A 17,610-nucleotide genomic window follows, 5' to 3' on the forward strand; every position below is an offset into this window, starting at 1 on the left:
TCGTGAGTGAGAAACAGTGTTCTAACCCTGTTTCTCACTCACGACAAGCCACGGCAGACTGCCTCAGCGGGCGTCGTCGACCATCCGGGTCAGGCGGTCGGCCAGCCAAGCTCCGTCGGCCGGCGTCACCATCACCCACGGCTCGCCGGCCACGTCCTCCGGCGTCACCGCGTACCGCCCGGCCGCCGTGTCGAACCAGGCCAGGACCGGGGTGCGGCCCGCCGGACCGGTCGCCGCCAGCTGGCCCGCCGCGTAGCGTTCCGCCGTCACCAGTGTCGCCAGCGGACGGACCGCGCGGCCGGTGATCCCGGCCGCGCCGAGTGCCCGCTCGAACGCGTCGTACCCGTTGCGCGCGTACGCGTCCATCGCCGCCGAGTACGTCGCGCGGGGGAGGCGGAGCTGGTCGCCCGGGCCCGCCTCGACGTCGCCGAGCATCCGGGCCACCGCGGGGACCAGATCGGCCGGGCGCAGCGGCTCCAGCACCAGGTCGCGCTCGTCCAGCACCGCGAGCACCCCGGCCGCGTCCCGCACCGCGGCGAGCAGTCGCCACGGTGCTTCGCCCAGCACCAGCGCGTCGACGCTCAGCGACGGCGCACCCAGCAGCACGACCAGGTCCGCCAGCGCCGGGTCGACGTCGTCGCCGTCGGTGAGACCGGCTTCCGCCAGACCGGCGAAGACGCGCACGCCCAGGTCGTCGCGCTCGGCGTGGGTCGCGCCGTGCGCCGGCACGTCGAACGGGTACGGCGGCGGCCCGCCCGGCCCCAGGTCCGCCCAGAGGAGATCGAATTCCAGATGCGACAGGATCACTCCGGCCGCCGTCGCGGTGCGCCGCGCCATGGTCCCCCTTCCCGTACCGTGCGGCCGCCATCAGGCACGATGGTGCCGATGGCCGAGCCGCCCCCGATGGACGTCCCCGCGAGCGGGTACCTCGTCGTCCGCGCTTCCGGTGCCGCGGCCGCGCGGGCCGCGATCCTCGGCGGCAGCAGCGATCCCGAGGGCATCCAGCTGCTGCTGCGCTGTCCCGTCCCACGCGCGGTGGCCGAGTCCGGCGCGAAGCTCACGTACGCCGACGCGACGCTGCACCTGCTGCCGTCCGGCGTCGTGCTGCTGACCGTCGCCGCGGCGAAGCTGTCGATCTCGTTCGCCGAGCTGCGGCCGCTGATGTTCCGGCCGGTCGAGGTCGACCCGCCGCTGCGGTCGCTGTTCGCCGGCGCGGTGGCCCACGTCCTGGCGGCCGGCCCCCGGCTCGACCCGCACGGGCTGGCCCACCACCTGCTCGGCCTGGCCGAACTGGTCCTGCGCAGCGCGTTGCGCGTCGAGCTCGACCGCGTCGACGCGTTGGCGGCGCGAAGGCGTGAAGCCCTCGAGTACATGCGTGCGCACCTCGGCGAGCAGTCGCTCAGCGCGGACAAGATCGCCGAAGCGCTGTACATCTCGCGCCGGCGGCTGTACCAGCTCTTCGACGACGGCCAGGGTGTTTCGGAACGGCTGAAGGGCCTGCGGGTCGAGCGCGCGAAGGCGTTGCTGGCGGACCCGGCGAAGGCGGCGCGGGGGATCGCGGAGATCGCGCGTGACTGCGGGTTCACCAGCGCCCCGCACTTCTCGCGGACGTTCCGCCGCGCGACGGGCCGGACCCCGCGCGAGTTCCGGGAGCAGGCGCTGCGGGGGTGAGGTCGACGCCGGCGACGAGCGTCCCGGCCAGGCCGGCGACCTCCAGCCAGCCGCGGCCGCCGGGGGAGTGCAGGGTGAACACGGCCGCGCGCGGGCGATCCGGATCGAGGACGACGGCCTGCAGCTGCGCGCCGGACAGGCCGATCCGCTCGACGATCACCACCGGGTAGCCGCGGCCGGTCCGCGCGTGGCTGACCTCGCGGATCCCGGGGGTGGTGTCGGCGACGAAGTGGCCGAGGTCGGCGGCGTCGTCGAGGGTGCCGTCGATCGGGACGACCCCGGCGATGAGCACCGCGGGGTCGGCGTCGCGGTGTTCGACGAGGGCGAGCAGGCCGGCGCGCTGGTCGTGCGCGATCTCCGCGCACTGGACGGCGGCGGCCTCGAGGCCGAGATCGCGGGCGGCGTCGGGGCCGCGCAGACGGGCCATCAGCGCGTGCAGCTCGGCGGTGGTGCGCTCGACCGAGTCCAGGTTCACCGGGGTGATCCCCGGAACGGCGGGCAGTTTCACCGGCCACCCAGTGCCGCGGCGAACGCGCCGACCGCGCCGGGCGGCGGCGTGACCGGGACGACGGGGGTCTTCGCGACGTTCACGCCCAGCTCGCGCCCGATGGCCGAGAACGTCTCCAGATGTGTGGTGACGGCGGGGAAATCGGGGGTGCTCGGCAGGGGAGCACCGTCGCCGAGGGCTCGGAGCCGATCGGCGACGCGGGCGGCTTCGGTGGCGTGGGCACGTTCCAGCTCGCGGGCTTCGGCGAGGACGCGGTCGAGGTCGTCTTGTCGCGTTGCGAGGCGGGCGCGGGCCGCGGTGAGGTCCGGCTGGGCGGCGGGGGAGAACTGCGCGTCGGTTTCGGCTTGGTCGACGTCGTCCTGGGCGGCGGTGAGGGCTCGGCGCGCGGCGGTGGCCCGGCGGTCGAGGTCTTCGGCACGGCGGTGATTCGCGACGAGGGTGCCGGCCCAGTCATCGAGGATCGCGGCGGCCGAGCGGAGGGCTTCGGGGACGGCGGCGAGGCCGGTGGCGGCTCGTGCGGCGCGATCGGCGAGTGCTTGCGCGGATCGGCCGGCCCACTCGGGGATTTCGCCGGGGGAAGGGGTTTCGCCGAGCTGTGCGGCCGCGGAGGTGTAGTGGCGGGCTGCTTCGGAGACGGCATCGGGACGGCCGGGGACCGGGTCGAAGCCGAGGCCGCGGAACTCAGCCATCGGCTCGGCCCGGTTCAGGGGCGGCGGTCGCGACGCGGTCGGCCGGTTCGCGGGTTGCGGCTGCGGTGGGACGGCGGACTTTCGCCGCGCAGGCCGGGGTATCGGCACCCGGGCGGCCGGGCTCGCGGGAGCCGGCTGCCGGCCGGCTCGGCACGGCGGCCGCGGCCCGGCTAGCCATCGGCTCGGCCCAGCTCCTCGGCCGCCGCCGCATCCGTTGTCCGGTAGGCCTTCGCAGCCGCTCGCACACTGCCTGCCGCCGTCGCGAAGTCCGTTTCCACCGCTCGTATCCTGCCCGACCACTCGCCCGCCAGCACGGCGAGCGCGCCCGATACCGCAGCCGGGCCGAGGTCGCCCGAACCCGCCGTCTCTACCTGGCTCGCCGCCGCCCCGTACTCCTCTGCCGTGTCCTCGAGCCGGAGCGCCAAGGCGTCCAGCGCCGCCGGGTCCGCGTGGAAGCCGCCCGTCATTCGCCGAACACCGGGGGGTACGCCGGGGGCAGGTCGTCGAGGAGGTCGTAGCCGTCCGCGTACTTGTCGCGGTGCTCGGTGTCCTCCTCACGCCGCGCGCCACCCTGGCCCGGCGGGTACATGCCGTACCCCGATCCCGCGCCGCGGCCGCCCGCCGACCCCGGACCGAAGCCTGAGGCCGCTGTCCCGAAGCGCCCCACGCCGGCCCGTCCGCCTTCGCCGAGTGCTCCCGAGCCGGCCGGGCCCGAGCCGACGAAGCCTGCGAAACCCGGCCCGCCGGAAGTCCCCGTACCGATCACCCCGTCGAGGCCGGCAGCAGGCAGCACCCCGGCGCCGGTGAACACAGGCGGCAACGCGGACGCGGTCGACGTCGAGTCGTCCGGCGCCCGATCCGGCGTCCAGTCCGGCTCGGGGGACGGAGGCGGCGCCTCGACAACAGGCGCGTGAGGCACCCGCGGAACCACCGCATCCGAACCCGTCGCGCTCACCTGCGGCGCCGCGTCGAACGCCGGCGGCAGGCGGTGCCGGACGTCGTGGCTCGCGCTCTCGTACTGCTCCATCACGCGGACCGCCTCGGCCTTGGCGTCGTCCGCCTGCTTCTTCGTCGGCAGCTTGTCGTCGAGCAGCTCGTCCAGCATGTAGGCGCCCTGGGGCCCGTCGAGCCGCTTGACCGCGTACCCCTCCTTGAACCACCGCTCGGCCCAGTAGTGCACCGGCTCCGGCATCTTCCGCCGGGCTTCGCCGATCGCCGACGTGTAGCTGTCGAGGCCGTCGCCGATGTGCCGGGCGTTCTCGCCCGCCGTGCTCGCCCAGCCGGTCAGGCGCTGGATCGAGTCCGCCGCCTGTGCCGCCGACGGCCCGCGCCACGACAGCAGCAGCTTCTGCACCAGCGTGTGGACGTCGCCGGTGGCCGTGTCGACGCCCCGGGCGAGCTCGGCCCACCGGTGCGCCTGCTCGCCGAGCCTCGGCGGGTCGGCCGACTGCACCATGTCCCACAGCTCGCGGTGGTCGTAGCTGTCCCAGTTGATCTTGCCGAAGCTGTCCTCGCGGTTGTTCACGGCTTTCTCGCGACGCACCCGCCGCGCCTTCGCCTTCTCTCGCGCGGTCGGCTCGTGGTGCGTGGAGTGGAACTCAGGCATCGCGCTCACCCGCCCGCAGCGCCGCGGCGGCCTCCTCGTCGTTGCTCCGATGCGCCGCCGCGACGGCGTCCAGCGCCTGCCGCAGCGAAGCCAGCTCACCGAGGTACGACTCGAGCGCGGCCTGCACGCCGCCGGCCTCGGCGCCGCCGCGCAGCCCGAACGAGCGGCGCATCCAGTGGGAGACCGGGCCCTTGCCGTCGGCCAGTGGCGTGCCCAGCTCACGGGCGCTTTCGAGGTAGCCGGACAGCTCCTGGTGACGCGCGTCGAGGGCGTTCTTGGCGGCGTCGATCTCGGCGTAGTCCAGCTCGAGGACGTCGGTGCCGTCGGCGACCAGCGCGGCCGCGCCGGTGCCCTGCGGCTTCGCGACGCCCGAGGCGCGCTCCCTCGGTCCGTCCTCGTCCCGCTGCTGCTCGGCACGCAGCTGCCGCCGCGCGTCGGCCTCGTCGCGCACAGTCGCCATGGAGGTCCTTCCCTTGCCACCCAGGCGTCCATCTTGGCCAATGCGCGCCGTGATGAGAAGGGAGCCCCACCCGGGTGCACGGGTGGACACGAAGACTGCACGGCCGGATAGGGCAGGATGTCCGGATGATCCCGCGTCGTGCGTTCGGAGCCGCTCTCACCGCCCTCATCGGGCTCGTCGTGCTCGCCGGGCCGGCCTCGGCCCACACCGAGCTGGAGTCCAGCTCACCCGCCGAAGGCGCCACGCTCACGGCCGCGCCGACGGAGGTCCGGCTGACCTTCGGCGAGCCCGTGACGCTGCCGCCGGACGCCGTGAAGGTCACCGGCCGCGACGGCACCGCCTGGACGGTCGGTACGCCGGCCGTGGCCGGCGCCGTCGTGACCGCGCCGGTGACCCCGGCCGGACCGGCCCAGGCCTACACCCTGACCTGGAAGGTCATCGCGGACGACGGCGACAACCTGACCGGCACCGTGCACTTCAGCCTCGCGGCCGCGGCCTCGAGCCCGGCGCCCACCTCCGCCGCCCCGGCGCCGACGTCGTCCGCGCAGGCCCAGGCACCCAGCGCCCCGACCGCCGTGGACACCAGCGGTATCCCCGGTTGGATCTGGGTCGTGGTCGGGGTCGTCGGGCTGCTCGCGGTGATCGTCGTCGGCCTGCGCCAGCTGAAGGGCCGCGGGAAGGACTGAGCTACTCCTCCCGCGGGACCGTCACGACCCAGCGCTCGGGGCGGCGGCGCAGGTAGCCCCACCAGTACAGCGCCGACACCACCAGCACGCCGGCGGTGATGCCGAGGTCCAGCGCGCTCTGCTCCACCAGGACGTAGGCCAGCACCGCGACGGCGAGCACCGGCACCACCGGCCAGGCCGGCATGCGCCACACGTGCGGCTTCCGGTGCGCTGCCCGGCGGGCGAACAGCGCGGCGGCCGCGACGCTCAGGTACAGCGCGACGACGGCGACCCCGGTGACGCCGCTGAGCGTGTCCACCGGGACGAAGCAGAGGACGGCTTCGGAGAGCCCGACCACGAGCGTCGCGACCCACGGCGCGCCGAACCTCTCGCTCACCACGCCCATCGCGCGGTTCACCGGCGCCGGCCACGCCTGATCGCGCGCCGAGGCGTAGAGCACGCGCGAGTTCTGGATGACCATGACGATCACCGCGTTCACGATCGCGGCCGCGATGCACAGGCTGATCGCGGCACCGACGGCCGAGTTGCTCCAGCCGGTGACGAGCGCGGTGAGGTCGACGCCGGCGAGCGCGGCGGCGTCCGGCACCGCGAGGGTGATCGCGACGACCGGCACGAGGATGACCAGTGCGCTGATCCCGAGCGTCCAGAACACGGTCCGGGCAACCGTTTTGCGCGGCTCGCGCATCTCCTCGGCGAGGTAGACGGCAGTGCTGAAGCCCTGCACGACGAACAACGCGACCGCGAGCCCGGCGACGACGGCGATCAGGCCGATCCCGCTCGTGCCGAGTGACGGCTTGACGAGCACGGCCGCGCTCTGTGTCGTGTGGGTGAACCCGAGCAGCGACACGACGAAGATCGCGACGATCTCGATGACCAGGAAGATCCCGGTGATCCAGGCGTTGGAGCGCAGGTTCAGCAGGCCCATCACGGTGGACGCGAGCATCACCAGCGCCCCGGCGACCGAGGGGTTGATGTCCGCGACCGCGGCGACGTAGTCGGCGACGCCGATCGCGATGATCGGCGGGACGACGAGGATGACGATGAACGACAGCATGAACGTCAGCCAGCCGGCGAACCGGTTGGCCACCGTCGTCACCATCGCGTACTCCCCGCCGGCGCTCGGCACCAGCGTGCCGAGTTCGGAGTAGCAGAAGGCGATCCCGACGCAGAGCAGCACCGCGAGCGCGATGGCGAGCGCGGTGCCGGTGCCGAGGTCGGCGAAGAGCGGGGGCACGAGGACGAACAGCGAGGACGCCGGCGTCACGCAGCTGAGCGTCAGCAGGGTGCCGCCGCCGACGCCGATGGACCGGGTCAGCGCGCGGGGTCCGGCGGTCGTGGTGGCGGCGTCGGTGGCGGGCGGGGCGGGAGTGCGGGGCATGGGCGTTCCCTCCGGCCGGGGCAAGGTGCGACGGATGGAACAGCACCGATTCGGGCTTGTCAACGCCAGGAAGACGACCGATTTCGTTGTCTGCTTCGACAGCTCGCTTCGGATTTAGTCACTCATCGTCACGAGGTCGTAGCGTTTGCCCTGCGTAGCCCGCGTCGGGGATGATCCGGGGCGTGAGCAGCCAGGACACCCCCCACCGGCCCGCGCCGCCGGTGCTCGACGACATCTCGCGGCAGATCATCGCGCAGCTCCAGGAAGACGGCCGGCGCGCGTACGCGACGATCGGCAAGGCGGTCGGCCTGTCGGAGGCCGCCGTCCGGCAGCGGGTGCAGCGGCTGTCCGACTCCGGCGTCATCCAGATCGTCGCCGTCTCGGATCCCTTGCAGGTCGGGCTGTTCCGGCAGGCGATGATCGCGATCACCGTCGAGGGGCCGCTGGAGCCGGTCGGGGACGCACTGGCCGAAATGGACGAAATCGCGTACGTGATCCTCTGCGCCGGGCGCTACGACCTGCTCTGCGAGGCCGTCTGCAAGGACGACGAGGCACTGCTCCAGCTGATCTCGACCCGGATCCGCGCGCTGCCGGGCGTCCGGCACGCGGAAGCGATGGTCTACCTCAAGCTGCGGAAACAGACCTACCAGTGGGGCTCTCGCTGACGGTGACGACTAAATCCGAAGGACGCCTGCGGTAAATGACCATGAATTAGTCGACCCGATTCGTCTGGACGACTGAATCGCTTGCGTCAGCAGGTGCGGGCATGCGATAACCGAGCCATGACCGACGCTTCGAGCCTCGCCCAGGCCGCCCGCAGCAACCTCTGGATGCACTTCACCCGCCACTCCGCCTATGACGAGACCGACGTCCCGGTGATCGTGCGCGGCGAGGGTGCCTACATCTGGGACGCCCGCGGGAAGCGCTACCTCGACGGGCTCGCCGGCCTGTTCGCGGTCCAGGTCGGCCACGGGCGCGAGGAGCTCGCCGAAGCCGCCGCGCGGCAGACGAAGCAGCTCGCGTACTTCCCGCTGTGGGGCCACGCGCACCCGACGGCGATCGAGCTGGCCTCGCGGCTGGCCGAGGTGTCACCCGGCGACCTGAACCGCGTGTTCTTCACCGTGAGCGGTGGCGAATCGGTCGAAACGGCGTGGAAGCTCGCCAAGCAGTACTTCAAGCTCGTCGGGAAACCCACCAAGCACAAGGTGATCAGCCGCGCGCTGGCCTACCACGGGACGTCGCAGGGCGCGTTGTCGATCACCGGTATCCCCGGCGCGAAGGCCGACTTCGAGCCGCTGGTGCCGAGCACCCTGCGCGTGCCGAACACGAACTTCTACCGCGCGCCCGAGCACGCCGACGACTACGAGGCCTACGGGCGCTGGGCCGCTGACCAGATCGAGCAGGCCATCGAGTTCGAGGGCGCGGACACGGTCGCCGCGGTGTTCCTCGAGCCCGTGCAGAACACCGGCGGCTGTTTCGTGCCGCCGCCCGGCTACTTCGCGCGCGTGCGGGAGATCTGCGACAAGCACGACGTCCTGCTGGTGTCGGACGAGGTGATCTGCGCGTTCGGCCGCGTCGGGTACGACTTCGCCGCCAAGCGCTACGGCTACCAGCCCGACATCATCACCACGGCGAAGGGCCTGACGTCCGGGTACGCGCCGCTGGGCGCGGTGCTGGCTTCCGAACGCTTGATGGAACCGTTCACCCGGGGCGCGACGACGTTCATGCACGGCTCGACCTACGGCGGGCACCCGGTTTCGTGCGCGGTGGCGCTGGCGAACCTCGACCTGATCGCGCGGGAGGGTCTTTACGACCACGTGCTTTCCCGGGAAGACGCGTTCCGGTCCACTTTGGACAAGCTGACCGATCTGCCGATCGTCGGGGACGTCCGGGGTGCCGGGTTCTTCTACGGGATCGAGCTGGTGAAGGACAAAGTGACGAAAGAGACGTTCAGCGCCGGGGAATCCGAGCGGGTGCTGCGCGGGTTCCTGTCGGACGCGTTGTTCGACGCCGGGTTGTACTGCCGGGCCGACGACCGGGCCGAGCCTGTCGTGCAGCTGTCGCCGCCGCTGATCTGCGACCAGGCGGAGTTCGACGAAATGGAGCAGATCCTGCGTGAGACCCTGACTCAGGCTTGGAAACTGCTGTAGGGCGGGCCTCCGGCCCCCGGTATCCAGGCTAGCGGCGGGGACCGACAGTTCCGGGTGAGCGGGCGGGCCTCGGCCCCTCGTTATCCACACCGGCCGGGGTGACGCGTTGGCCCGAAAGGGCGGGGAATCGCGCGTTCCCCGCCCTCGCGCGGGTTTCTGGGTACCGTGGACCGCGGGGGGCCGGGGGAGCGGCCGGTGACCGGCCCGCCCGCGTCCGCGCCGACCGGCCGCGCACCCGGGAGGAGACCCCGATGACCGCGACCACGGACACCCCGCGCCTGCCGTTCGAGCGGCCGAACGTCCTGGAGATCGCCCCGCTCTTCGAGGTGCTGCGCCGGCAGGGGCCGGTCGTGCCGGTGACCACCCCGACCGGCGACCCGGCGTGGCTGGTCACCGGGTTCGAGGAGGTTCGCGCGGTGTTCACCGACCCGCGCTTCGGCCGTTCGCACCCGGCGCCGGAAACCGCGTCGTCGCTTTCGGAGGCGGCGATCCTCAGCCGGCCGCAGGGTGACCACGAAACCGAGCACGTCGAGCACGCGCGGATGCGGAAGATGCTCGTGCCCGCGTTCTCCGCCAACCGGATCCGGCGCCTCGCCGGCCACGTCCAGGAGCTGGCCGACGGCTGCTTCGACGCCATGGAGCGCGCCCGGCAGGCGAACGAGCCGGTCGACCTGCACGAACACCTGTCGTTCCCGCTCCCGGTGCTGGTGATCTGCGAGCTGCTCGGCGTCCCGTACGAAGACCGCGACACGTTCCGCGTGCTGTCCGAGCGGATGGGCCGGATGGACATCGGCTCCGGCGCCGACGCTGCGCTCGACGAGTTCGCGACGTACATGGGCCGGCTGGCGGAGGCCAAGCGGCGCTCGCCCGGTCAGGACGTCGTCTCGGACATGGTGCGCGCGCAGGCCGAGGACCCCGCGTTCACCGACGGCGACCTCGCCCGGCTGGCCGCCGGCCTGCTGTTCGCCGGCCACGAGACGACGTCCAACCGGATCGACCTCGGCGTGTTGTACCTGCTCACCGACCTCGCGCGGCGCGACGCGCTGGCCGCCGACCCCGAGGGCCGGACGCACGGGGTCGTCGAGGAGATCCTGCGGCTGTCCGCGCCGGGCGGGCTCGGGGTGCTGCGGTACGCGCACGACGACGTCTCGCTGGGCGGGGTGACGGTAGCTCGGGGCGACGCGGTCGTCCTGTCGCTGGCGGCGGCGAACCGGGACTCGTCGGTGTTCCCCGCCGCCGCGGAATTCGACCCCGAGCGCAAGCCCAACTCGCACGTGGCGTTCGCTTACGGCGGCTGGTTCTGCATCGGCGCGAGTCTCGCCCGCACGGAGCTGCGCGTCGTGTTCGGCTCGCTGTTCCGCCGGTTCCCGGGACTGCGGCTCGCGGTGCCGGTCGGGGAGCTGGAGGTCCGGACGAACCGGGTCACCGGGGGAGTGGACCGCGTGCCGGTCCTCTGGTAGACCTGCGGCGGCCACGACAGGAGGAAAACGTGACCCTGTGGGACAAACTCGGGATGGACGACAAGCTCATCAAGGTGCTGGGCGAGATCCCGCCGGGCCCGGACGCGTCCGAGTTCGGTCCGGCCTACGTCACGATCCACCAGCTGGCCGTCGAGCTGGACCAGCGGTTTCCCGAGGTCCGCAGGCAGCTGGACGTTCCCCTCGGCGGCGGCGCGAGCCGGCACGCGGGCCTGGTGGAGCTGCTGGGCAAGGAACTGGTCGAGAAGATCAAGCGCTACGGCGACGTGTACCCGATCGAAGCGGCGCAGCTGTCTTCGGTGCGGTTCCGCGAGCTGCGGCTGCGCGGCCCGGGCGGGCGTGACCTGGTGGGCGCGTCGCGGACCGACCTGCCGCTGATCCGCCTGCGACCCAAGGACTGACGGTGCTGCCACCGCCGCCGGTCCGGGTCCTGGTGGCCGAACGCGACCCGGCGGTACGTTCCCGCCTGGGCGCGTTGCTGGCCGAGACCGACGGCATCGAGGTGATCGGCTCGGCATCCGACGCTCCGGCGGCTCGAGCGGCTCTGCGCCGCCACTTGCCGGACGTGGTGCTGCTGGACCTGCGGCTGGGGCCACTGGGGCCGGTGTTCCGCCGCCCGGCGGTGCTGGCCCTGGTGACGTTCGACTCCGACGCGGGAATCCTGCGCGCCCTGCGCGACGGGGCATCGGGGTACTTGCTGAGGTCCGCCCGGCGCAACGAGCTGATCAAGGTGGTCCGCCTGGCGGCGGACGGCCACGTGGTGCTGTCCCCGGACGCATCCCGCCGCCTGGTCTCGGCGGCGACGCGGTTGTCGGGACCACGCGACGAGCGCCTGGCCGGGGTGGACCGGTTGTCGGCCCGGGAGCGCGAGGTGCTGGTCGGCGTCGGGTCCGCGCTGACGAACGCCGAGATCGCCGGCCGGCTGGGTGTGGGGGAGCCGGAGGTGCGGGGGCTGGTGGCTCAGGTGGTGCGGAAGCTGGGGTGCGCGCACCGGACTGAGGCGGGGTTGCTGGCTTATGAGCGAGGGTTGTGCCGGCCGGGCTGAGCCGTGGCCGGCCATGAGGGGCACCCTCATGGCCGTAAAAGCCATGAGGGTGCCCCTCATGACTGTCGTCAGAAGCCGGTCAGACCGTTGGGTACCCCCACTCCCGTCGGGGCGTCGTAGCCCGCTGCCGCCACGCACAGGTAGTCGTTACCGCACTTCTTGCCGCCGCCCACCGGGTCGTTGGTGCCCGCCGTGATGTCCGTGAATGAACCTGCCTTCGCGTACAACGTCGATGGCTGGGTCACTCCCGCCTGCCCCGACCGGCCGATCAAGCCCGCGACGTACGGTGCCGACGCGCTGGTTCCGTTCGCCGGGAGCCAGCCGCCCGCGTCCGTGTAGTGGATGGCGATGTCCTCGGCCGCCGCGGCGACGTCCGCGACCGTTCGCTTTCCGCAGTTCGGGTCCTTCTGCCACGACGGCTTCGCGATGTACGCCGAGCAGCCGCTGCCGCCGTACTGCCACGCCGATTCCGTCCAGCCGCGGGCCGAGGACGGGTCGCGGGCCAGTGACGTCCCGCCGACCGCGACCGTCGTGGGCAGGACCGCCGGGTAGCTCGCCGCCGTGAAGCCTGCGTCGCCGGAGGATGCCACCACCGTCACCCCTGGGTGCCGGTAGTGGCTCGCGAAGGCCAGCGGTGCGCCGCTTTCCCGGGCACCGTAGCTGTTCGAGACCACCGCCGCGCCCAGGCGGACCGCGGTGTCCTCCGTCTCCGCCAGGTCGGCGAACCCGGGCGTGTTCCCCTCGACGACCAGGAGACGGCACGACGGGCACGCCGCCGACACCATCGAGACGTCCAAAGTGGACTCCATTGCCCAGCCGAAGCTCGCGGCCGGCAGGGGCGCCGCCGCACCTTGCTGGTTCACCTTGCGGAAGCAGCCGTTCGCCGTCGTGCACGGGGGCAGGCCGTACTGCGCCCGGTACGCCGCGAGGTCGGCCTCCAGGTTCGGTGCGTCGTAGGCGATCGAGATGCCGACGACGGTGTCCGGCCCCGCGCCGGACGGCAGCCCGTACGCCGAGGCCAGGTCGTCGGCACCCCAGCCGACCGGGCCGTCGTCCAGCGCGCGGACCGCGCCCGGCGTGTACGTGGTGAGGCAGCGCAGCACGCCGGGCCGGTCGGGACACGCGGCGCGCGTCATCGGAGCGGCGGACGCGGCGGGTGCGAACGCGCCCACGACGACCACCACGGCGCTCAGCACGCCGATGAGTCTTCTGTTCACAGTGGACCTTCCCCTCAGGACGCGTAGACGTGGTAGGCGGCGGTGATCGTCTCGGCGATGGTCGCCCCGGCCGCGTCGGAAGCCGTGACGCGCAAGGAGACGTCGATGCCGCGGAACGTGTCCGTGGTCGTGGGGAAGCCCGCGTGGAAGACGCCGTCGCCGCGAGGGGTCACCGTCGCGTCCTGCCAGGTCGTGCCGTCGGTCGAGTACTGCACCGTCGCGGCCGTCACCGGCGAACCCGCACTCTGCTGCAGGTGCCCGACCGTGAGGTCCAGGCCCTGCGGGCCGCTCGGGGTGGACCCGTCCGGCCGGAGACCGCCGACGGCGTAGCCGAGGGACAGCAGCGGCTCGACCGCGCAGGACCGGTCGGGCCCGTTGTCGCCGCGGGCGCAGTACAGCGCCGCCGGGAGCGTCGCGCCCTCGACGTGCTGCGACTTCCACGTCCACTCGGTGTGGCTCGCCGTGCTCTGGTGGTACATCGGCCCGGTGCGGCCCGCGTCGATCGTCAGCCCGAGGGTGGCCGGTCCGGGGGCCACCTCCTGCTCGAAGCCCGCTTCGAAACCACCCGACGGAGTGCCCTCGGCCAGGGTCGTGCCGTCCTGGGTGAGCCGGTAGTACCCGGTCATGGTGTCGCGCGACTCGCCGTAGAAGCCGAAGCCGCTGTGGCCGGGCTGGTTGTCGCTGAACGGCGTGATCGCGATGCGCACCAGGTCACCGGCGCGGGTCGCGCCCGGCTGCGTGAACATCGCGGCGTCGGTCAGCGGCAGCAGGGCCACCGCGCCCGTCGGGTGCAGCGGGAACCGGTTCCAGTCTTCGGTGACCGACGAGCCGCCCTGGTAGATGTGGAACGACTCGTACTGCCCGCCGGCCCAGCCGGGGAACGGCCCGGGCAGCACGTACTTCGAGAACCCGCCGAACCAGCTCAGACCGGGCGCGGCCGAGACGTACTCGGTCTGCTTCCGGGGCAGCTGGATCGGGTGCGACACGCGACCGCCGCTGTCCTCGAAGGAGAACATCCCGCTGCGCTGGCGCAGGCCGAGCGACGAGTACTCGCTGAAGTAGGTGGCGTCCACCGCGGCGACGTCCTTCGCCGTGATCATGTACCGCTGCTGCGGAATCGTGCCGGTGCTCGCCTTCTGGAGCACGTATTCGTACGGCGTGCCCGGTCCCGGCGGGGACACCAGCCTGCTGTACGGGTACGTCTGCAGCGCGCCGGTCCGGACCGGGACCGCCGTCGGCGACACCGAGATCGGCACGCCGGGCCCGGCGTCGAAGTCGACGAGCAGCGCCGGCCCGGTCGTCGCCGCCCGGCGGAAGAAGAACCCGGTGTCGTCGAGCAGTGCCGGCCGCGGCGTCGTCCAGGTCAGCTTGCTGGAGGCGCGGGAAGCGTCCACGCGGACGGTCTTGTCCGCCTTCACCGCGAACTCCGGCTGCGCGCTGAACCGCACCTCGGTCGCGTTGCCGTCGGCGTCGGCCGTCCAGAACACGCCGAGCGCGCTGTAGTTCCCGTCCGGCGCGCTGAACTTCGCCGTGCCGCCCGAGAAGTAGTTGACGCTCTCGTTGAAGTCGAGGAGGTTCCCGTCGTCGGTGTTGTACAGGAAGGCGACGCCGGTGTCGGCCGGCTTGCCCGCGATGTCGTTGGCGTCGAGTGACACCGTGCGCATCACCGAACGAGGCTGGACGGCCGGGCGCGCCCCGGGCAGCGCGAAACGAGCGCCGCCGGCGAAGAGCCCTTGCCCGCCGAAGTGCCCGCGTGCGTTGTCCTCTTTGAACTGCTTCGCCAGCGCCGGCCCGAACGTCGCCGGGTCGGCGGGCAGCGGTGCGCCGGCCAGCAGCGCACCGATGTCGAACAGGCTGAGATCCAGGCCGCGCCCGAGGTAGGGGAGCGCGGTGCCGGGGACCTCGTAGTCGCGGTCGCCGAGCCGCAGGTGCACCAGCGTCCGGGCCATGCCCTTCTCCGCCGCGGGCCGCACTTCGAACAGGGACCGGCCGTCGGCGGTGGTCCGGACGCTGACGCGTTCGCCGGTGATCAAGGTAGCGGACGTCGTGGGCACCGCCGCGCCGGCCTGCGGGGGAGCGATTCCCCCGAGCCCGGCGAGCACGACCCCCAGGACGGACAAAGTTCTTCGCACTGGCACCTCCGTGTGGTGGTTGATCACCACTACTACGAGCCAGGCGCCGGACCCGTTGTGCCCGGTTTCCCGATCTTCCGGAAGTTACCTCGAACGGGTCAACCACCGAGAGTCAGGAATGGGCCGCGGGCACCGGCCGCGCGACGCCGAAACCGCCGTACGGACCGGCTTTCGCACGCTTGCGGACCTCGTCGAAGTGCCGGTGCACGGCTTCGGCCGCGGCGTCGGCGTCGCGCAGCAGGAGCGCGTCGACGATGACCTGGTGCCGTTTCGCGGTGGCGGTCGGCGACGACGCCGGCCCGCCCAGCTCGCTTTCCGCGATCCGGTAGACGTCCCAGAACAGCCCGGTGAGCTCGCGTGCGAGGTCGAACCCGGCCTCGGCGCAGATGAGGTCGTGGAACTCGCGGTCGGCTTCCGCGGCGTCTGGGCCCTTGCGCTTCATCCGCGCGACGCAGGCCTGCAGCTCCTCGACCAGGTCGGGCCGGTGGTCGGTGGCGACGCGGCGGGTCAGCTCGGTCTCGAGCATCTCCCGCACTTCCAGCAGGTCGCGCAGCCGCCCGACGTCGGTGGCGCCGCGGGCGCGGGTCCGGAAGAGCAGCCAGGTCTGCAGCGACTCCGACCCGGCGGAGCCGACGAACGTGCCGTAGCCGTGGCGGATCTCGACGATGCCCAGGGCCTGCAGGGCCTTGATCGCCTCGCGGATGGAGTTGCGGCTGACGCCGATGTCCTCCATCAGGCTGAGCTCGGTGGGCATGGGTGCGCCCGGCGGGAGCTCCCGCTCGACGATCAGGTCGATGATGCGCTTGGTGATCTCTTCGCTGCGCTGCGGACGGGCCACTGCTGTCCTCCCCGGATGCGTCGTGAGAGGACATCCTACGTCATACGTCCAGAAGGGTTGACCGGCACGCGAACCCATCCTAGGCTCACGCCGGTCATAGGACGTCCCATGTCCTACCGTTCGAGGCCCGCAGGAGACAGCGATGTCCCAGAGCCCGTCGCTCAGCCGCCGCCAGTTGCTGCGCTACACCACCTTCGCCGGGGCGGCTTTGGCGTTCCCGACCATGCTAGCCGCGTGCGGTGGGCCGGCGTCCACCAACAAGACCGGCAGCTCGGCGGGCTCGCTGACCGCCGTCATCGGCTACGGCAACAACCAGACGTGGGACCCGCTGCAGACCGCGTCGGCCTTCTCGATGGCGGCGATCCTGCACTGCTACGAGTCCCTCGTGGAGGGTGACCCGATCACCCGCGCGCCCTTCCCGGGCCTGGCGAAGGCGCTGCCGGCCGACGTCGGCGGCACCAGCCTGAAGTTCGAGCTGCGCGACGGCGCGAAGTGGCACGACGGCCAGCCGGTGACGGCGGACGACGTCGTCTTCACCTACGCCCGCGCGCTCGACGAGAAGGAGAACGTGCTGATCCACAGCTTCTTCTCGCACTGGCTCCAGGAAGTCCGCAAGACCGGCGACCGCTCGGTCGAGTTCGTCCTCAAGTTCCCCTTCCCGTACGCGCTGCAGCGGATCCAGTGCTGCAAGATCGTGCCGAAGCACGTCTACGACGGCAAGTGGGACGACGCGAAGGGCGGCAAGGTCGTCGGCTCCGGCCCCTACAAGGTCGTCGAGCAGGCGGCGCTGAGCCACACCAGCTTCGAGAAGTTCGCCGACTACAACGGCCCGCGCCCGGCGGCCTACGACAAGATGCTGTGGAAGTCCATCGTGGACTCCGCCCCACGCGTCGCCGCGATCTCCGGCGCCAAGCCGGACGCGCAGATCGCCGAGAACATCCCGGCCGCCAATGCCGACCAGCTGCGCAAGGCCGGCCGCACGGTCGAGTTCGCCGACGGCGGCAACAACCTCTTCCTGCTCTTCAACACCGCGCACGCGCCGTTCGACAAGAACCTCGTCCGGCAGGCGCTGCACTACGCCATCGACAAGCAGAAGATGATCGACATCGGGCTGAAGGGCGCCGGCTCGCCCGGCACGTCGTTCATCAACCCGAAGCTCCCGTCCTCGCAGCCCGCGTCGCAGGACTTCGCCTACAACCCCGACAAGGCCAAGCAGCTGCTGCAGCAGGCCGGCGTCAGCGGCCTCAAGGTCACCCTGTCCACGACGAACACCTCGCTGGTCGCCGACTGCGTCAAGGTGATCAAGGAGGGCTGGGACGCGATCGGCGTCCAGACCACTTTGGACTCCCAGGACACCAAGGCGCTGTTCTCCAAGCTGGACGCGGGCACCGACTTCCAGGTCGTCGCCACGACCAACAACCCGCTGCAGTTCGGCAACGACCCCGACCTGATGATCCGCTACTACTACGACGCCAAGTCCATCCTCACCAGCAAGTACGCGCGGTTCACCGGCCCCGACGCCCAGTCCCTGCTCGCGCTGCAGGACCAGGCCGCCGCCGAAACGGACGAAGCCAAGCGGACGACGCTGAACAAGCAGCTGCTGGACCTGATCTCCGAGCAGGCCGTCATCTACCCGGTCGTGTTCACCCAGCTCGGCACGGCGTGGGACCCGAAGGCGATCTCCGGCGTGCGCGCCCAGGGTTACCCGGGCATCTACCTGAACCAGGCGAAGCCGGTCTAAGAGGAGAACAC

The 17,610-nt window shown here is 72.1% G+C and carries 18 protein-coding genes; 8 read left to right on the forward strand and 10 right to left on the reverse strand.

Annotated features, from left to right (window positions below; translation table 11 throughout):
• Positions 1 to 63: 63 nt before the first annotated feature.
• Positions 64 to 837 carry an ESX secretion-associated protein EspG gene (locus QQ657_RS44065; protein ID WP_284748341.1) on the reverse strand — a complete coding sequence of 258 codons (774 nt, stop codon included), beginning with the start codon at positions 835 to 837 and terminating at the stop codon, positions 64 to 66.
• 48 nt (positions 838 to 885) lie between these two features.
• Between QQ657_RS44065 and QQ657_RS44070 the strand changes: the two genes are divergently transcribed.
• Positions 886 to 1,671 (forward strand): helix-turn-helix transcriptional regulator, encoded by a 786-nt coding sequence (locus QQ657_RS44070; RefSeq protein ID WP_284748342.1) that lies wholly within the window; start codon positions 886 to 888, stop codon positions 1,669 to 1,671.
• On the opposite strand, the gene QQ657_RS44075 is transcribed toward QQ657_RS44070, so the two are convergent.
• From QQ657_RS44075 to QQ657_RS44095, 5 genes are all read right to left on the reverse strand, one after another.
• Complete coding sequence (locus tag QQ657_RS44075; protein ID WP_284748343.1) at positions 1,583 to 2,179, reverse strand: hypothetical protein; 597 nt, start codon at positions 2,177 to 2,179, stop codon at positions 1,583 to 1,585. The genes QQ657_RS44070 and QQ657_RS44075 overlap by 89 nt on opposite strands.
• Entirely contained in the window at positions 2,176 to 2,868 is a 693-nt protein-coding gene (locus QQ657_RS44080; RefSeq protein WP_284748344.1) for a hypothetical protein, read from the reverse strand. Before QQ657_RS44080 ends, QQ657_RS44075 begins: the two co-directional genes overlap by 4 nt.
• A gap of 170 nt (positions 2,869 to 3,038) precedes the next feature.
• Positions 3,039 to 3,335 (reverse strand): type VII secretion target, encoded by a 297-nt coding sequence (locus QQ657_RS44085; RefSeq protein ID WP_284748345.1) that lies wholly within the window; start codon positions 3,333 to 3,335, stop codon positions 3,039 to 3,041.
• Complete coding sequence (locus QQ657_RS44090) at positions 3,332 to 4,474, reverse strand: WXG100 family type VII secretion target (RefSeq protein WP_284748346.1); 1,143 nt, start codon at positions 4,472 to 4,474, stop codon at positions 3,332 to 3,334. The genes QQ657_RS44085 and QQ657_RS44090 overlap by 4 nt, the downstream gene beginning before the upstream one ends.
• Complete coding sequence (locus QQ657_RS44095) at positions 4,467 to 4,934, reverse strand: hypothetical protein (RefSeq protein ID WP_284748347.1); 468 nt, start codon at positions 4,932 to 4,934, stop codon at positions 4,467 to 4,469. Before QQ657_RS44095 ends, QQ657_RS44090 begins: the two co-directional genes overlap by 8 nt.
• A gap of 125 nt (positions 4,935 to 5,059) precedes the next feature.
• Between QQ657_RS44095 and QQ657_RS44100 the strand changes: the two genes are divergently transcribed.
• Entirely contained in the window at positions 5,060 to 5,620 is a 561-nt protein-coding gene (locus QQ657_RS44100; protein ID WP_284748348.1) for a copper resistance CopC family protein, read from the forward strand.
• A 1-nt stretch (position 5,621) separates the two neighbouring features.
• On the opposite strand, the gene QQ657_RS44105 is transcribed toward QQ657_RS44100, so the two are convergent.
• Complete coding sequence (locus QQ657_RS44105; protein WP_284748349.1) at positions 5,622 to 6,998, reverse strand: APC family permease; 1,377 nt, start codon at positions 6,996 to 6,998, stop codon at positions 5,622 to 5,624.
• A gap of 170 nt (positions 6,999 to 7,168) precedes the next feature.
• Here QQ657_RS44105 and QQ657_RS44110 point away from each other — a divergent pair, with 170 nt between their 5' ends.
• The 5 genes from QQ657_RS44110 to QQ657_RS44130 all read left to right on the forward strand — a co-directional run bounded on the left by QQ657_RS44110 (position 7,169) and on the right by QQ657_RS44130 (position 11,671).
• Positions 7,169 to 7,663: an Lrp/AsnC family transcriptional regulator gene (locus QQ657_RS44110; protein WP_284748350.1), complete on the forward strand. Its 495-nt coding sequence runs from the start codon at positions 7,169 to 7,171 to the stop codon at positions 7,661 to 7,663.
• Positions 7,664 to 7,780: 117 nt separating this feature from the next.
• On the forward strand, positions 7,781 to 9,148 hold the full coding sequence (locus QQ657_RS44115) for an aspartate aminotransferase family protein (protein ID WP_284748351.1): 1,368 nt from the start codon (positions 7,781 to 7,783) through the stop codon (positions 9,146 to 9,148).
• Positions 9,149 to 9,399: 251 nt separating this feature from the next.
• Positions 9,400 to 10,608 (forward strand): cytochrome P450, encoded by a 1,209-nt coding sequence (locus QQ657_RS44120; protein ID WP_284748352.1) that lies wholly within the window; start codon positions 9,400 to 9,402, stop codon positions 10,606 to 10,608.
• A 29-nt stretch (positions 10,609 to 10,637) separates the two neighbouring features.
• Entirely contained in the window at positions 10,638 to 11,027 is a 390-nt protein-coding gene (locus QQ657_RS44125) for a hypothetical protein (RefSeq protein ID WP_284748353.1), read from the forward strand.
• A gap of 2 nt (positions 11,028 to 11,029) precedes the next feature.
• Positions 11,030 to 11,671 (forward strand): LuxR C-terminal-related transcriptional regulator, encoded by a 642-nt coding sequence (locus QQ657_RS44130; RefSeq protein ID WP_284748354.1) that lies wholly within the window; start codon positions 11,030 to 11,032, stop codon positions 11,669 to 11,671.
• Between the two features lie 68 nt (positions 11,672 to 11,739).
• Here the strand turns inward: QQ657_RS44130 and QQ657_RS44135 are convergent, their stop codons facing one another.
• The 3 genes from QQ657_RS44135 to QQ657_RS44145 all read right to left on the reverse strand — a co-directional run bounded on the left by QQ657_RS44135 (position 11,740) and on the right by QQ657_RS44145 (position 15,858).
• The gene (locus QQ657_RS44135; protein WP_284748355.1) at positions 11,740 to 12,888 is read right to left on the reverse strand and encodes a S53 family peptidase; all 1,149 of its coding nucleotides are present in this window, start codon (positions 12,886 to 12,888) and stop codon (positions 11,740 to 11,742) included.
• A 14-nt stretch (positions 12,889 to 12,902) separates the two neighbouring features.
• Positions 12,903 to 15,020, reverse strand: a complete 2,118-nt coding sequence (locus QQ657_RS44140; protein WP_284748356.1) for a hypothetical protein — start codon at positions 15,018 to 15,020, stop codon at positions 12,903 to 12,905.
• A gap of 112 nt (positions 15,021 to 15,132) precedes the next feature.
• A complete protein-coding gene (locus tag QQ657_RS44145; protein WP_284748357.1) occupies positions 15,133 to 15,858 on the reverse strand; it encodes a FadR/GntR family transcriptional regulator in 726 nt (241 codons plus the stop codon).
• 142 nt (positions 15,859 to 16,000) lie between these two features.
• Between QQ657_RS44145 and QQ657_RS44150 the strand changes: the two genes are divergently transcribed.
• Positions 16,001 to 17,599, forward strand: a complete 1,599-nt coding sequence (locus QQ657_RS44150) for an ABC transporter substrate-binding protein (protein ID WP_284748358.1) — start codon at positions 16,001 to 16,003, stop codon at positions 17,597 to 17,599.
• Positions 17,600 to 17,610 lie beyond the last annotated feature (11 nt).

This window comes from Amycolatopsis ponsaeliensis, from assembly GCF_030182635.1.
GTDB classification, from domain to species: Bacteria; Actinomycetota; Actinomycetes; order Mycobacteriales; family Pseudonocardiaceae; genus Amycolatopsis; species Amycolatopsis ponsaeliensis.

Bases quoted from the DNA above. Each gene is read 5' to 3' on its own strand.
- QQ657_RS44100 (WP_284748348.1), top strand. From the start codon at position 5,060: ATGATCCCGCGTCGTGCGTTCGGAGCCGCTCTCACCGCCCTCATCGGG.
- QQ657_RS44095 (WP_284748347.1), bottom strand. From the start codon at position 4,934: ATGGCGACTGTGCGCGACGAGGCCGACGCGCGGCGGCAGCTGCGTGCC.
- QQ657_RS44110 (WP_284748350.1), top strand. From the start codon at position 7,169: ATGATCCGGGGCGTGAGCAGCCAGGACACCCCCCACCGGCCCGCGCCG.
- QQ657_RS44080 (WP_284748344.1), bottom strand. From the start codon at position 2,868: ATGGCTGAGTTCCGCGGCCTCGGCTTCGACCCGGTCCCCGGCCGTCCC.
- QQ657_RS44115 (WP_284748351.1), top strand. From the start codon at position 7,781: ATGACCGACGCTTCGAGCCTCGCCCAGGCCGCCCGCAGCAACCTCTGG.
- QQ657_RS44120 (WP_284748352.1), top strand. From the start codon at position 9,400: ATGACCGCGACCACGGACACCCCGCGCCTGCCGTTCGAGCGGCCGAAC.
- QQ657_RS44090 (WP_284748346.1), bottom strand. From the start codon at position 4,474: ATGCCTGAGTTCCACTCCACGCACCACGAGCCGACCGCGCGAGAGAAG.
- QQ657_RS44070 (WP_284748342.1), top strand. From the start codon at position 886: ATGGCCGAGCCGCCCCCGATGGACGTCCCCGCGAGCGGGTACCTCGTC.
- QQ657_RS44085 (WP_284748345.1), bottom strand. From the start codon at position 3,335: ATGACGGGCGGCTTCCACGCGGACCCGGCGGCGCTGGACGCCTTGGCG.
- QQ657_RS44150 (WP_284748358.1), top strand. From the start codon at position 16,001: ATGTCCCAGAGCCCGTCGCTCAGCCGCCGCCAGTTGCTGCGCTACACC.
- QQ657_RS44065 (WP_284748341.1), bottom strand. From the start codon at position 837: ATGGCGCGGCGCACCGCGACGGCGGCCGGAGTGATCCTGTCGCATCTG.
- QQ657_RS44105 (WP_284748349.1), bottom strand. From the start codon at position 6,998: ATGCCCCGCACTCCCGCCCCGCCCGCCACCGACGCCGCCACCACGACC.